The organism is Pseudoalteromonas sp. MelDa3 (genome assembly GCF_002863625.1).
Taxonomy (GTDB): Bacteria; Pseudomonadota; Gammaproteobacteria; order Enterobacterales; family Alteromonadaceae; genus Pseudoalteromonas; species Pseudoalteromonas arctica.
In genome coordinates, this window is record NZ_PJBR01000105.1 from 1 (window position 1) to 14726 (window position 14726).

Genomic DNA, 14726 nt, shown 5'->3' on the forward strand with positions numbered 1-14726 from the left:
AATTAGTATAAAAAATAGTGCTAAAAATAGTGTTAAAATTTAATTTTTCCAACAAGCATATCTTTAAACATTACCCAATCTCCCCACAAACTGTAAAAAGGGTGTTTAAAAGTAGCTGGGCGGTTTTTTTCAAAAAAGAAATGTCCGACCCACGCAAATCCATATCCAATAACAGGTAATAGCCATAATAAACTGTAGTGTTGTTTTAATAGTGCTATTGCGATTACAGCAAGAACAAGGGTGCTTCCTATAAAATGTAAGCGGCGGCAAATCACGTTGCGGTGCTCTTTTAAATAATAAGGGTAGAAGGCTTTAAAGCTTTTAAACGTGGGGTTTGTACTTTGCATAGTGTGCTCTTTTATTGTTTTTTATTTTAATGAGGGTCGTGCTATTAAAGCGTAAGTTTACATTTGTTTACAGCGATAAATGGCGCTTAACGCATCTAAATAGACAAAAGGGCTAAAAGTTAATAACTTAGGCGCACTATTAATAAATAAGAATGGAACTCAGGATGTTTAAACATACTTTAGCGTGTGCTGTAATTGTAGCGCTTAGCGGCTGTTCAGAGCCAACTAATACGGTAACTCAAGAAGAAGTAAAAGCACCTATGAAGCAAGTTAACGCAGTTATATACCCAGAAACAAAAAAAGGCGATGTAGTAGATACCTACTTTGAAGAAGCGGTTAGCGACCCATATCGTTGGCTTGAAGATGATATGAGCGACGAAACTGCCGATTGGGTTAAAACGCAAAACAATTTAACGTTTTCTTATTTAGAGCAGATACCTTATCGCGATAAGTTAAAGCAGCGCCTTGAAAAACTAATGAACTACGAAAAAATAGGCGCTCCTTTTACTGAAGGCGATTACACCTATTTTTATAAAAACGATGGCCTGCAAAATCAATATGTTTTGTACCGCAGTAAAGATGGCGGCGACGTTGAAGTATTTTTAGATCCAAACAAGTTTAGTGAAGATGGTACGACGTCTATGTCGGGTTTATCGTTTTCAAAAGATGGGTCATTACTCGCGTATCAAATATCTGAAGGCGGCAGCGATTGGCGTAAAATTATAGTTATTGATGCACGTACCAAAGAGCAAGTTGAAGAAGCGCTTGTTGACGTTAAATTTAGTGGTATAGATTGGTTAGCTAACGAAGGTTTTTATTATTCAAGTTACGAAAAACCTAAAGGCAGTGAGCTTTCGGCTAAAACAGATCAGCATAAAGCGTATTACCATAAGCTAGGTACTGCACAATCAGCTGATAGTGTTGTATTTGGTGAAACTGATGAGCAAAAACATCGCTATGTAGGCGCTGATGTAACCCATGACGGCCGCTACCTACTTATTTCAGCTAGTACGTCTACCTCAGGCAATAAACTGTTTATAAAGGACTTAACAAAGCAAAACAGTGAGTTTGTAACGGTTGTTGGAAATACTGATTCAGATACATCAGTGATTGATAACGAAGGCAGCAAGCTGTTTTTAGTTACTAACCTTAATGCACCAAACAAAAAAGTAGTGACGGTTGATGCAAGTAATCCAAGCCCAGAAAATTGGGTTGATTTAATTCCAGAAACCAAAAACGTATTAAACCTGACAAAAGGTGGCGATACCTTTTTTGCTAACTACATGGTTGATGCAATTTCGCAGGTAAAACAGTACAACAAAAAAGGCGAGCTAATTCGCGAAATTACATTACCAGGCGTGGGTACTGCACGTGGTTTTGGCGGTAAAAAAGATCAAAAAACGCTTTATTATTCGTTCACTAACTACAAAACACCAGGTACTACTTATACGTTTGATGTAACTACGGGTGACTCGGGTGTTTATCGTAAGTCGGCTATTGATTTTAATAGTGATGATTACACGTCTGAGCAAGTGTTTTACACATCAAAAGACGGTACTAAAATACCGATGGTAATTACCTATAAAACAGGCATTAAGCTTGATGGTTCAAACCCTACAATTTTATACGGTTACGGTGGTTTTAATATTAGTTTAACGCCAAGCTTTAGCCCGGTTAATGCAGTATGGCTTGAGCAAGGTGGTGTGTACGCCGTTGCTAATATTCGCGGTGGTGGTGAGTACGGTAAAGACTGGCACAATGCCGGCACTAAATTGCAAAAGCAAAATGTGTTTGACGACTTTATTGCGGCTGCTGAGTATTTAAAAGATAAAAAGTACACGTCTAAAAAGCGTTTAGCACTTCGTGGTGGTTCTAACGGTGGCTTGTTAGTTGGTGCAGTGATGACGCAGCGCCCTGACTTATTTCAGGTGGCACTACCTGCTGTAGGTGTACTTGATATGCTGCGCTACCATACATTTACTGCCGGCGCTGGCTGGGCATACGACTACGGCACCAGTGAGCAAAGCAAAGAAATGTTTGAATACATTAAAGGTTACTCACCACTTCATAATGTAAAAGCAGGTGTTGAATATCCAGCCACTATGATCACAACTGGCGATCATGATGACCGCGTTGTCCCTTCGCATTCGTTTAAGTTTGCAGCTGAGCTTCAAGCAAAGCAAACGGGTAATAATCCAACGCTTATTCGCATAGAAACCAATGCAGGGCATGGCGCAGGTACTCCAACAAGTAAAACAATTGAGCAGTACGCTGATATATTTGGTTTTACGCTATACAACATGGGCGTAGAGTCGTTATAAAAGCGATTTAACTAAATAGCTAACTTTAATAGCTGAGCAAAAAGGCCGAGTAAATTTGATTTACTCGGCCTTTTTAATGTTTGCAGTTAGCAGGTTGGTATTATTGCATAGGTGAAAACAATCGTTGATACGTTTTATAAGCGTATTCGTCGGTCATTCCACTTAAGTAATCGCAAATTATACGCATACCTTGGTTTTGCTTTTGTGCTTCTATGTACTGTGCTTGTGTTGTTTCGGGCAATAAACGCAGCGGATCGCTAGCAAACGCCGTAAATAACTCTATTAGTAAATTTTGACCTTTGAACTCTATTTGCTGCATTTCGGGGTCACGTATTAAACGTTGAAACACAAAATGCTTAAGTATTTGCAATACACTGTCGTATTGGGCATCTAATTTAGCGGTGTACTTTAAAATAGGGCATTCAAAGTCATCGTTTTGAATATCTAAATGTATATGAATAATAAAGGTATTAACCAGCTCACCTATGGCATCTTTTCGCTCATAATCATTTTTTGAAAACAAACGCTGGGTCAGCGATTCAAGCATGGTGTTTAACCAGGCAAAATTTAGTGCTTTTAAATGAGGCAGAGCATGAGTTTGCCAATCGTCTAACGTAAGTACGTGGGTTGCAATGGCATCTTCTAAGTCGTGTACCGCGTATGCTATATCGTCGGCGTGTTCCATTATGGCGCTATCGAGCGATTTATACGTTGTTTTAGCGCGGTACTTATCAATAGCGGCATGGCTACCTAGCAATGTTTTATCGTTTTGACTCAGTGGTTCTACTATCCAATTAAATATGGCTGCATCGTCGTTGTATAACCCTTTGGCAGGTCGCCAATCATCCGCTTTTATAAATGCACGACCGGTTGTATCGTCAGGAATGGTATGCCAAAGCGTATTAATAAACGCGGGGTATTTTATAAAGCCTAATAAAGTACGACGAGTGAGGTTCATGCCGTGGCCATTACTGTAGGGCTCAAGTTTTGCAACTATGCGCAGTGTTTGTGCGTTACCTTCAAAACCACCGTGATCGCGCATCATGTAATTTAGTGCTATTTCACCACCATGCCCAAAAGGCGGATGGCCAATATCGTGCGCTAAACACAGTGTTTCTAGCAGTCCGGTTGATGGAAAGTGCGTAAAGTCACTATGTTGCGCTTTTAAATGGCGCAATATGCCAGTACCAATTTGCGATACTTCTAAAGAGTGGGTAAGGCGAGTGCGGTAAAAGTCGTTTAGGCCAATACCCATAATTTGGGTTTTAGCTTGCAAACGTCTAAATGCAGCGGCATGAATAATACGCGAACGATCGACCTGCCACGGCGAGCGGTTATCGTTAGGGCGATGTTTATATTGCTCTATTATTCGGCTTTGCCATTGTTTATCCATACTGCTTACTCACACATAGTTAATATTATTAAACTTTGCCCAGTATACCCATGGACTTATAAATTGCGAATGAACAAATGCACTACTTTTCGTTATTCGCGTTTATAAAGTGGCTTAGGTATAATGCGCCTTCGTATGTTTGTGTATTAACCATGCATAATTAGTTGTTTGAAAGAGAGAATACATGTTAAAAACGATTTTTAAACTTTTACTGAGCGTATTTTTTATATGGGCACTTGCGTATCCATTTATGCAAAGTGACGACGTTGATCAGGATGAACAAACGTCAGAGCAACCAACAAAAGTGAAGAAAAAAGAAAAACCATTACATAACGTAAAATTACCTAAGTTTTCTGAATTTAGTGATGTAAAAGAAAAAAAACATGCATTTTTTAGCTTTATCCGCCCGCATGTAGAAGCCGAAAACAAAAAAATACTACAGCAACGCGCTAAGCTTCAAATTGCACGATTAATGCTTGAGGATAACGAGCCACTGCAATCTAAGCAAAGCAAAGATATTATTAAAATTTTAAAGTCATACGGCTTACCAACCACAGTTGATACGCTCATACTTAAGCAAGCATTACGCCGTGTTGATATAATTCCTAAGGAATTAGCGCTTATGCAAGCTGCAAACGAATCAGCATGGGGTACATCACGTTTTGCACGTATTGGCCTTAACTTTTTTGGTCAGTGGTGTTACACAAAAGGTTGTGGCATGGTGCCAAAACGCCGTAATACAGGGGCTGCGCACGAAGTTGCTGCGTTTAAATCGGTAAGAGCTGCTATAAACTCTTACTTTAAAAACATAAATACGCATCCTGCTTATAAAGATTTGCGCGCAATACGTGAAAACTTACGTCTTGAGCAAAAACCAATTTTAGCGACTGAACTTACACATGGTTTAATGTCTTACTCTGAGCGCGGTGAAGCGTATATAGAAGAGTTAAACACGATGATTAGCCAAAATAGAGCCTACTTTGATGAATAAATACATTTTTAATTGTACCAACGCTATTGTGTTAGTGCTGCTGAGCATTAGTGCGTTTAATGTAAATGCGAGAGAATTTGTGATGTCGTATGACGGTTTTTACGACCGCTTAAAAATTGTTAACAAAGGCGATTTTCAATATGCGCGAGTTAACTTTTACATTAGTGATATTGGTACTAATGAAACATGTGCAATTAAAAGCGGTACTATTTTAACCGAAAGAAACGAGTATCCACTTAACTTTACCGATAAAGCACAATTACTATTGCCGTTCGATAAGCAGCTTGATACCGATAAAGCGGTTATTGTAGTAGAGCCGCTCAATCCTGTACACGATTGCCAATTAAAGCTACAAATAGAAGCAAACGAACTTGAAGGTTTAGCATTTTCAAAGCAGTCGTTATATACCATTAACGAAGAACTTGATGAGCTGTTAACTGATTTGTCGGGCTTTTTTGTAAGTAAATTAATGTGGTTTTTATTACCAGAGCAAAAGGGCGTAGCAGTTACATTTAAAAGCCCAATGCAATTTGATGATAAGAGCATAACGTGTGAAAAGTCAGTGTGTTACTTTGCAGTTGAAGATAGCTGGGAAGATGATAGCGCAGTGCTTGGCGATATATCGAACGTTATTAAAGTAACGCCTTGGATTGTTAAGTAGCTCACATACAAAAAGCGGCATTTAGCCGCTTTTTTTGTACCAAAATCAGTACTCTTTTTTAGTCTTTGGTTTTTATTTAATAAGTGGTGCTGATGAATCGCGCTGCATTAAAGTAGGTTCAAAAAAGCGATTTATAACAAGGTTTTTATTTTGATATACGTCTTTAAGCACTAGTTTTGCTGCCATTTCGCCCATGTTCCCGACCGGATTATCTATGGTCGTGAGTGTAGGGTACAGGTAGTTTGCAAAAATAACGTTATCAAATCCAACAATCGATAAGTCGTTTGGTAAATTATAACCGTGCTCTCGTGCGTACTTCATAGCACCGGATGCCATTTCGTCATTGGCACATACCAGTGCAGTAAAGCTAAGTTTTTCATCAATAAAATGTTTTAAGCCTTTACTACCGCCAGTTTCGTTAAAGTCGCCAATATAATAAAGGGCAGGATCAAATTTAACGCCAGCTTCTGCAAGGGCTTGTTTATGACCCTCTAAGCGATTAAATGCATCGGCTTTAAACTGCGGACCTGCAATGTACGCTATTTGTGTATGCCCTTGATTTAATATCGATTTAGTGGCCAGGTAGCCACCTAATTGGTTATCTAGGCTGATACAGTTGTCTTTTAGTTGCTCGACGTAACGGCTCATTAAATAAACAGGTGTAGAGCCTTGGCTTAATTTTATAAGGTAGTCATCTGAAACGGCTTCTACGTGCAAAATAATGGCATCGCAGCGTCTGCTAATTAAAAACTCAATGCCTTCTTGCTCTTTGTCTTCTTCACTGTGTCCGGTGGTAATAATAACGTGTTTACCCGCAGCACGAAGCTCTGACTCAATACCAGCCATCATTTGGGCAAAGAAAGGACCATGTAACTCAGACACTAAAATACCGACACTGTTAGTGCAGTTAGATGCTAAAGATTGCGCTATTGAATTAGGCTTGTAGCCAAGCTGCTCCATGGCATCAAGCACTTTTTGTTTAGTTTTATCGCTTACGCGGGTATTTTTGTTCATCACGCGAGAAACGGTGGCTAACGATACGCCCGCAAGCTCTGAGACTTGATAAATTGTTGCCATGTTATTTGTTCACTCGCTTATCCTTAACTACTTCGGCTAAATAATACCTTAGAGTATATATCTTAACTAGCTGTTAGTTTAGATTGAATATTTTCAACAACTTGATTAGTTAGTGTATATTTTTTCATTATGTAGGCAACAAATAATGAGCCAAAAGCAGGTAGTACAGTGAATGACAGTAAAATACCGTGTTGGGTATCAAGAGTTTGTACTGCATCGGCCTGATAACTGTAAAAAGATAACAACCAGCCTGCAATTGCGCCGCCTACAGCCACGCCCATTTTAATAAAAAATATAACGCCTGAATAAACCAAACCCGTAATGCGTACCCCTGTTTTTTCATGCCCGTAATCTATGGTGTCGGCCATTTTTGCCCACAACAACGGGGTTGCCATATCTAAAAAGAATTTCCATAAAATAAAGGCAGTAAATGCGAGTACTAATTGATCTTTACTAATAAAGTAACTAAAACCACAAATAGCGGCGGCAATAACTTGTAAGCTTATATAGGCCTTTATTTTACAAAAGCGCTTTGCAAGTGGTTGAGCTAAAGCACAACCTACCATGCTGGCTACAACACCTAGCGTCATAAATAAAGTGATTAAATCGTCTCGACCTAAATAGTATTTTACGTAGTAAACAGCAAGCGTAAGCCTTAATACTTGCCCGGTAAGTAAAAAGAATGCAGCTAAGCAAAGTGTTCGCCATTGATCGTTTTTAATTAATGCTTTAACACTTTGGGCAAAAGGAATGTTTTGCTCTTTAGGCTGTTGTATACGCTCTTTTGTGCCTAAAAAACAAAGTAAAAACAGTACAAAACCTAAAATACTCATTGCAGTCATTGTGTATTGATAGCCCTTGGCAGCATCGCCTTGGCCAAAGTACTCAACCATTGGCATAGTACAACCCGCTACTATTACGCCGCCTAGCATACCAAATACAAACCGGTAAGACTGAATAGTCACGCGCTCTTTTACATCAGCCGTAAGTACGCCGCCCAATGCACAATAAGGAATATTGATAGCGGTGTAGACAACCATAAGCAGAGTGTAAGTAGTAAAGGCATAAATTATTTTATCGGTGCCTTCTAAATCGGGCGTAGTGAACGCTAAAATACTAATAATGGCAAAAGGGAAGGCAAGCCAAAGTAAATAGGGGCGAAAGTGCCCCCAGCGCGTATGTGTTTTGTCAGCAAGGTTGCCCATTAACGGGTCGGTTACGGCATCAAAAATACGCACTGCTAAAAACATAGTACCTACAACAGCAGGCGATAAACCCACTACGTCTGTGTAGTACAGCATTAAAAACATCATAACTGTTTGAAAAATAATATTACTGGCGGTGTCGCCTAAGCCATACGCTATTTTTTCTTTTACACTGACCATGATTGTTTATCCCGCTTTATACTTGTTTTTAGTTGTGGGTATACTCTTATCTTTTAGAGATGAGTTCTTTATAAGCTAAGCCACTATTTTTAATGGTGCGTTGCTGCGTCTTATAATCTACATACACAATACCAAAACGTTTTAAATAACCTTCTGCCCACTCAAAGTTATCCATTAAGCTCCAAGCAAAGTAGCCATCTATAACAACACCTTGTTCAATCGCATTATGAACCGCATTTAAGTGATCATTATAGTAATTTAAACGATCTAAGTCGTTAACTTCACCATTATTATATGTATCGGGCATGGCTGCGCCATTTTCTGTTATATAAATAGGCGGTAGGGTGTATGTTTTATTTAGCGATACGAGCAAGTCGGTGAACGATTGCGGATAAATTTCCCATCCCATATCAGTTAACGGACCTGTAGGTGCAATGGGTTCATAAATGTCAGTAGGGTGCGCTTTATAAATTTGGCGGGTATAAAAGTTAATGCCTAAGTAATCAATTGGCTGAGAAATTAATTCCATATCACCAGGGTGTATGTCTGGTAAATGATTGCTTGGTAATTGGTTTATTATATCGGGGTATTTACCATCCATTATTGGTTTCATGTACCACTGATTTAAGTAGTCATCAGCGTATTTGGCACTGTCTATGTCTTGTTGATTATCGGTAAGTGGATATGCGGGTGTAAAGTTAAGCACAATGCCGTTTTGAGTATTAGGCGATGTTTTATTTAGCACGTTCATGGCCAGACCATGAGCGAGTAATAAGTGATGAGCTGCTTTTTTACCATACTGCTTGCCGACTAAGCCCGGGGCATGTATGCCAATTTCGTAACCCAAAAACGCGCTGCAAAAGGGTTCGTTTAATGTAGCGTAAGAATACACTCGTGTTCCAAATGCGTTAGTAATTAGTTCTACGTATTGCTCAAATGCATAAGCTGTTTTTCTGTTGAGCCAGCCGCCTTCATCTTCAAGGTGTTGCGGTAAATCCCAGTGGTACAAAGTAACAAAGGCTTTTATATTTTTTCGTTTTAGCTCATCTAAAATATCAGTATAAAACTTAACGCCTACAGGATTTAACTTTCCGTCTTGAGTCATCACGCGAGGCCATGAAATAGAAAGCCTGTAAGCATCAACACCTAGAGACTCTATTAAATCTATGTCTTGTTGCCAATTGTTGTAATGATCGCAGGCAATGTGACCATGTGAATTGTCAGCAATTTTACCTGCAGTACTACAAAAGGTATCCCAAATACACGGTAAGCGATGCTCATACCCGCCCTCTATCTGAAATGATGCTGTAGCTACACCATAAACAAAGTCTTTTGTTAATAGAGGTGAATTAAATGGTAATGATATTTTTGTCATTGGTTACAAACCTTTTTGAGAACTTAATTGCACGCTTAGCGCTTATTTTTACTGACTTTCAGCGGGTACAAAACATTATTAAAAATAAAAGTTGTTGAAATATGTAACATGTTCGTATTTAATTAGCCGTGAAAGCGCTTACATTTTTAGATTAATGTTAATTAATCTTCAGGTCAACTCTTTAATACTGCGCCTTAGCGAGGTTTGTATTAATTACTTACTGAAGATCAATTTATAATAATAAATTGCGGAGAGCACATGGCTAGTTCAGCACCACTGACATCACACACACAGTCGCAAAACCACCAAGATAAAAACTATGGTTTTGCACTTACATCTTTAACTTCACTGTTTTTTATGTGGGGTTTTATTACCTGCTTAAATGATATTTTGATTCCGCATTTAAAAGCGGTTTTCGATTTAACTTATGTTCAAGCAATGCTTGTGCAGTTTTGCTTTTTTGGCGCTTACTTTTTAATGTCACTCCCTAGTGGATACATTGTTAAAAAGCTTGGTTATAAAAAAGGAATCGTGGTTGGGCTTTTAATTGCGGCAGTAGGGTGTATCTTATTTTACCCAGCAGCGTCTTTACATAGTTATCCTGTATTTTTATTTGCTTTATTTGTACTTGCCAGTGGCATAACGTTATTACAAGTATCTGCAAATCCTTATGTAAGTTTGTTGGGTTCAGCAAAAACTGCGTCGTCTCGTTTAACACTAACCCAAGCTTTTAACGCGTTAGGTACTACGGTTGCGCCATCATTTGGTGCTCTGTTAATTCTGGACTCAGCGTCAGAAGCCTTTTTAACACCTGCACAAAATGCAGAATCAGTTCAACTTCCTTACCTCCTTTTAGCTGCAATGCTTATTTTACTAGCCGGTATTTTTGCATGGCTTAAATTACCAGACATTATGAGCGAGCAAAAAGCAGAAGCCGAAAAATCAGAGGCAATTGAAGGCAGTGCTTGGCAGTATCGCCATCTTGTATTAGGTGCTGTGGGTATATTTATGTATGTAGGCGCCGAAGTGGCAATTGGTAGCTTTTTAGTAAGCTTTTTAGCACAAGAAAATATAGCAGGGCTAAAAGAGCATGCTGCAGCTCATTACATCACTTATTATTTTGGTGGTGCTATGGTTGGGCGTTTTATTGGTGCTGCTGTAATGCAAAAATTACCTGCTGGTAAAGTACTTGGCTTTAACGCAACCATGGCTATTATTTTAGTCGTTATTGCCATGAGCACGTCGGGTCAATTAGCAATGTGGTCAATACTATTGGTTGGTTTATTCAATTCTATTATGTTCCCCACTATTTTTAGTTTAGCGTTAAATGGACTTGGCAAACATACAGCTCAAGGCTCTGGTATTTTGTGTTTGGCGATTGTGGGTGGTGCAATAGTGCCACTTTTACAAGGTGCACTTGCTGATACTGTGGGTGTTCAACTTTCGTATGTTTTACCTATTTTATGTTACATATTTATCGTGTTCTATGGTTTAAGCGGTAGCAAACCAGTTCAAGCGCAGGAGACTCTATAATGAAAACCCCTTTTACACTTAATAAAATAGCCTTAGCAACATTAATTGCATCAGTAGGTACTTTATCGGCTTGTTCAAACGACGCAGTGACATCGGTTGAAACTAATGAAACGTTATCTAAAACAGCGCAAATTTGGCCAAAACTTAATATTGCCGTTAAAAAAGATGCCGATATTGAAGCTAAAATAGTTAACTATTTAAAAGCCATGACACTTGAGCAAAAGGTTGCTCAAATGATTCAGCCAGAAATTCGTGATATTACCGTTGAAGACATGCGTAAATATGGCTTCGGTTCATATCTTAATGGTGGTGGCGCATTCCCTAATGGCGACAAACATGCAACACCTATGGACTGGGTAGCCTTAGCAGAGAGCTTTTATCAAGCTTCTGTCGACGACTCAGTTGATGGCAGTAGTATCCCAACTATGTGGGGCACCGATGCAGTACATGGCCATAATAATGTAATTGGTGCGACGTTATTTCCGCACAACATTGGTTTAGGCGCGGCGAATAATCCTGATTTAATCGAGCAAATAGCATCGATTACTGCAGTAGAGGTAATGGCTACGGGTATTGATTGGGTATTTGCACCCACTGTAGCAGTAGTACGAGACGACCGATGGGGCAGAACGTACGAAGGCTACTCAGAAGATCCAAAGATTGTTCACGATTACTCAGCAGCCATAGTAAATGGCTTACAAGGTAAAGCCGATGACGATTTTTTAAGTGACAAGCGAGTAATTAGTACCGTTAAGCACTTTATTGGCGACGGTGGCACGGTTGATGGTGATGATCAGGGTAATAATATCGACAGTGAACAATCATTATTTGATATTCACGCACAAGGCTATGTAGGCGGTTTATCAGCAGGTAGCCAATCGGTTATGGCTTCTTTTAATAGCTGGAATGGCGTTAAAAATCACGGCAATAAATATCTACTTACTGATGTATTAAAAACACGAATGGGTTTTGATGGATTTGTAGTAGGCGATTGGAACGGTCACGGTCAAATTGAAGGCTGTACTAACGAAAGTTGTGCGCAAGCCGTTAATGCTGGCCTTGATATTTTCATGGTGCCAACAGGTGCCTGGAAGCCTCTTTATAACAATACAATTGCGCAAGTTAAGTCAGGCGAAATTAGTATGTCGCGTATTGATGACGCAGTGAGCAGAATATTACGCGTAAAACTTCGCGCTGGTTTATTTGATAAACCAAGCCCGGCTAAGCGTCTTTACTCTGGAAAAACAGAGCTAATTGGTGCCCAAGAGCACCGCGAAGTAGCACGTCAAGCTGTGCGCGAATCACTTGTGTTACTCAAAAATAAAAATAACCTATTGCCTATTGCAGCTAATCAACGCGTACTTGTTGCAGGTGATGGTGCCGATAATATAGGTAAACAGTCGGGTGGTTGGAGTATTACGTGGCAAGGTACCAATAACAAAAATGCAGATTTCCCTGGAGCAACGTCAATTTACAAAGGGCTTGAAGATCAAATATCTGCAGCAGGTGGAAGTGTTACTTTAAGCGCTGATGGTACGTTTGAGCAACGTCCTGATGTTGCCATTGTTGTATTTGGTGAAGAACCTTACGCAGAAGGGCACGGCGATAAAGATAACCTTGAGTTTGAGCGCGGAAATAAAAAGTCATTAGCACTTTTAAACTCACTAAAAGAGCAAGGTATCCCTGTTGTATCGGTGTTTATATCAGGTCGACCTATGTGGGTTAACAGCGAACTTAACGCATCTGACGCGTTTGTAGCTGCATGGTTGCCAGGTACAGAAGGCGCAGGTATTGCTGATGTTTTATTAAAAGCGGCAGACGGCACCATTCAAAATAACTTTAAAGGTAAATTATCGTTTTCTTGGCCTAAATCAGCGGTACAAACTGCGGTAAATAAAGGTGATGAAAATTACGACCCATTACTCCCTTATGGTTTTGGCTTATCGTACGGCGATAAAAACGTGTTAACTGACGACCTTGATGAAGACTCTAAACTTGATAACTCTGGGCTTACGAGTATGGATATACTTGTTGGTGCACCTGTAGCACCATGGCGCTTATTGTTAAAATCGGGCGATGAGCTTTTAGATGTATCGAGTAGTACCCATGAATTTGGTGCAATTAAATACCGTACTGAGGACAAAACAGTACAAGAAGACGCGCGCCAATTTAACTTCAGCGGTACAGAAAAAGCCAGTGCTGAAATAGTAACAAGCTTTGCAGAAGATACCATTGCCTATGTTGAAGCCGATAGTGTGATTAGCTTTGATATTAAATTAAACGAAGCACTAACGAGCGATATAGCACTTGCTATGACTTGCTCGGGTGAATGTGGTGCAAGCATTGATTTAGCAAACGTAGTGGATAAAACCATTGAGAATAAATGGCAGTCAGTATCAATCGATTTAGGTTGTTTTGCTGATAAGGGTGTTAATTTTGCAAACCTAACAAGCCCATTTAGTTTACGCAGCAATGGTAAAGCGTCAATTTCTGTGGCTAATATTCAGTTTGTGCCAAATAAAACAGGCGAAGCTACACTGTCTTGTAAGTAGTTTATTAACTCTATTGTGTGTATACCAAAGCCCTTCGAATGAAGGGCTTTTTTTATGTAGAGGTAACCTGCATAAACACTTGAGCTAATTGATATAACTTAATAGGAACTGGTAGCTATAAATACAAAGGGTTACCGCGTTTTTATAAGAGGGGCCTTTTTTATAATAGCTTGTAAAATAATTAGCACTGCATTAAGAGGTTTTTTTCGTCAAAGCTAACTACTTTATCTCTGCCGGTTTCTTTAGCAAGATAAAGGCGTTTATCAGCCAACGACAGTAAGTCTTTTACACTCATTTTACCATTTACAGAGTGACTCACTCCCGCGCTCACAGATAGTTTTATATGCGCGTTTTGATAATAAAACGGATGCTTAGAAATATTTTCACGTAAGTGCTCTGCATATTCTTTAGCTGCTCGTAGGGAATAGTCTGGTAGTAATATTGCAAATTCTTCACCGCCTATTCTGGCGCAAATACCCTCATCAATAAATTGCTCTTTTATGTGCTGCGCAATCCATTTAATTGCTTGATCGCCCGTGTCGTGGCCGTACTTATCGTTTACATGCTTAAAAAAGTCGATATCTAGAATAATTATAGATACATTTATATCATTGTTATTAGGTTGTTTAAGGACTGCTTTAGCGTTATTAAAGAAACCTCTGCGATTAAATAACTGTGTAAGAGAGTCGGTATTGGCAAGGTTCGATAGCGTATATTCACTATTGGAAAATAACAAAAATGGCAGTATAAGAGCACTCAGTGTGGCTAATAGTAAATGACTAATAAGCACAATTTGCAAAGGGGTTGCTACATCTTGAATACTCGAACTAAGTACCGGTATTGATAGAAATATAGCATTTAAAAACATAACTCCACTGTGCACTAAAAAGCAGGTAATTAACGCCTTTTTCTGGGCTTTAGCAACAAAGCTCATGCTTTTGATTAAATACGCTGTGTAAATAAATAATCCGGCAATTACTAAACTCGTTAGCATTTTTGCTGCACCGAAAGGATAAATTGCCAATAACAATAAGCTAGAAAAACCAAATATGCAGTAAAGAGGCATAAAGCTAATATTTTTTACGTTTTTG

At 39.2% G+C, this 14726-nt stretch carries 11 protein-coding genes; 5 read left to right on the top strand and 6 right to left on the bottom strand.

From position 1 onward, the window contains the following. Positions 1-32: 32 nt before the first annotated feature. On the bottom strand, positions 33-347 hold the full coding sequence (locus CXF89_RS16290) for an Mpo1-like protein (protein ID WP_010552524.1): 315 nt from the start codon (positions 345-347) through the stop codon (positions 33-35). Between the two features lie 164 nt (positions 348-511). Here CXF89_RS16290 and CXF89_RS16295 point away from each other — a divergent pair, with 164 nt between their 5' ends. Then, entirely contained in the window at positions 512-2668 is a 2157-nt protein-coding gene (locus CXF89_RS16295) for a prolyl oligopeptidase family serine peptidase (RefSeq protein ID WP_121955193.1), read from the top strand. Positions 2669-2768: 100 nt separating this feature from the next. On the opposite strand, the gene CXF89_RS16300 is transcribed toward CXF89_RS16295, so the two are convergent. Continuing rightward, a complete protein-coding gene (locus CXF89_RS16300) occupies positions 2769-4061 on the bottom strand; it encodes an anti-phage deoxyguanosine triphosphatase (RefSeq protein ID WP_076925924.1) in 1293 nt (430 codons plus the stop codon). A gap of 184 nt (positions 4062-4245) precedes the next feature. On the opposite strand from CXF89_RS16300, the gene CXF89_RS16305 reads away from it, so the two are divergent. Next, positions 4246-5052: a glucosaminidase domain-containing protein gene (locus CXF89_RS16305; protein WP_121955194.1), complete on the top strand. Its 807-nt coding sequence runs from the start codon at positions 4246-4248 to the stop codon at positions 5050-5052. Then, on the top strand, positions 5045-5713 hold the full coding sequence (locus tag CXF89_RS16310) for a DUF2987 domain-containing protein (RefSeq protein ID WP_101162854.1): 669 nt from the start codon (positions 5045-5047) through the stop codon (positions 5711-5713). Before CXF89_RS16305 ends, CXF89_RS16310 begins: the two co-directional genes overlap by 8 nt. 72 nt (positions 5714-5785) lie before the next feature. On the opposite strand, the gene CXF89_RS16315 is transcribed toward CXF89_RS16310, so the two are convergent. From CXF89_RS16315 to CXF89_RS16325, 3 genes are all read right to left on the bottom strand, one after another. Continuing rightward, positions 5786-6790: a LacI family DNA-binding transcriptional regulator gene (locus CXF89_RS16315; RefSeq protein ID WP_121955195.1), complete on the bottom strand. Its 1005-nt coding sequence runs from the start codon at positions 6788-6790 to the stop codon at positions 5786-5788. A 62-nt stretch (positions 6791-6852) separates the two neighbouring features. Further along, entirely contained in the window at positions 6853-8175 is a 1323-nt protein-coding gene (locus tag CXF89_RS16320; protein ID WP_121955196.1) for a glycoside-pentoside-hexuronide (GPH):cation symporter, read from the bottom strand. Between the two features lie 46 nt (positions 8176-8221). Then, complete coding sequence (locus tag CXF89_RS16325) at positions 8222-9550, bottom strand: GH1 family beta-glucosidase (RefSeq protein WP_121955197.1); 1329 nt, start codon at positions 9548-9550, stop codon at positions 8222-8224. A 258-nt stretch (positions 9551-9808) separates the two neighbouring features. Between CXF89_RS16325 and CXF89_RS16330 the strand changes: the two genes are divergently transcribed. Both CXF89_RS16330 and CXF89_RS16335 read left to right on the top strand, forming a co-directional pair. Then, positions 9809-11083, top strand: coding sequence for a sugar MFS transporter (locus CXF89_RS16330; RefSeq protein ID WP_121955198.1), 1275 nt, complete (start codon positions 9809-9811; stop codon positions 11081-11083). After that, positions 11083-13635 carry a glycoside hydrolase family 3 protein gene (locus tag CXF89_RS16335; protein WP_121955199.1) on the top strand — a complete coding sequence of 851 codons (2553 nt, stop codon included), beginning with the start codon at positions 11083-11085 and terminating at the stop codon, positions 13633-13635. Before CXF89_RS16330 ends, CXF89_RS16335 begins: the two co-directional genes overlap by 1 nt. Before the next feature lie 181 nt (positions 13636-13816). Here CXF89_RS16335 and CXF89_RS16340 read toward each other — a convergent pair. Then, the coding region (locus tag CXF89_RS16340) for a GGDEF domain-containing protein (RefSeq protein ID WP_145990831.1) at positions 13817-14726 on the bottom strand (910 nt) is incomplete at its 5' end.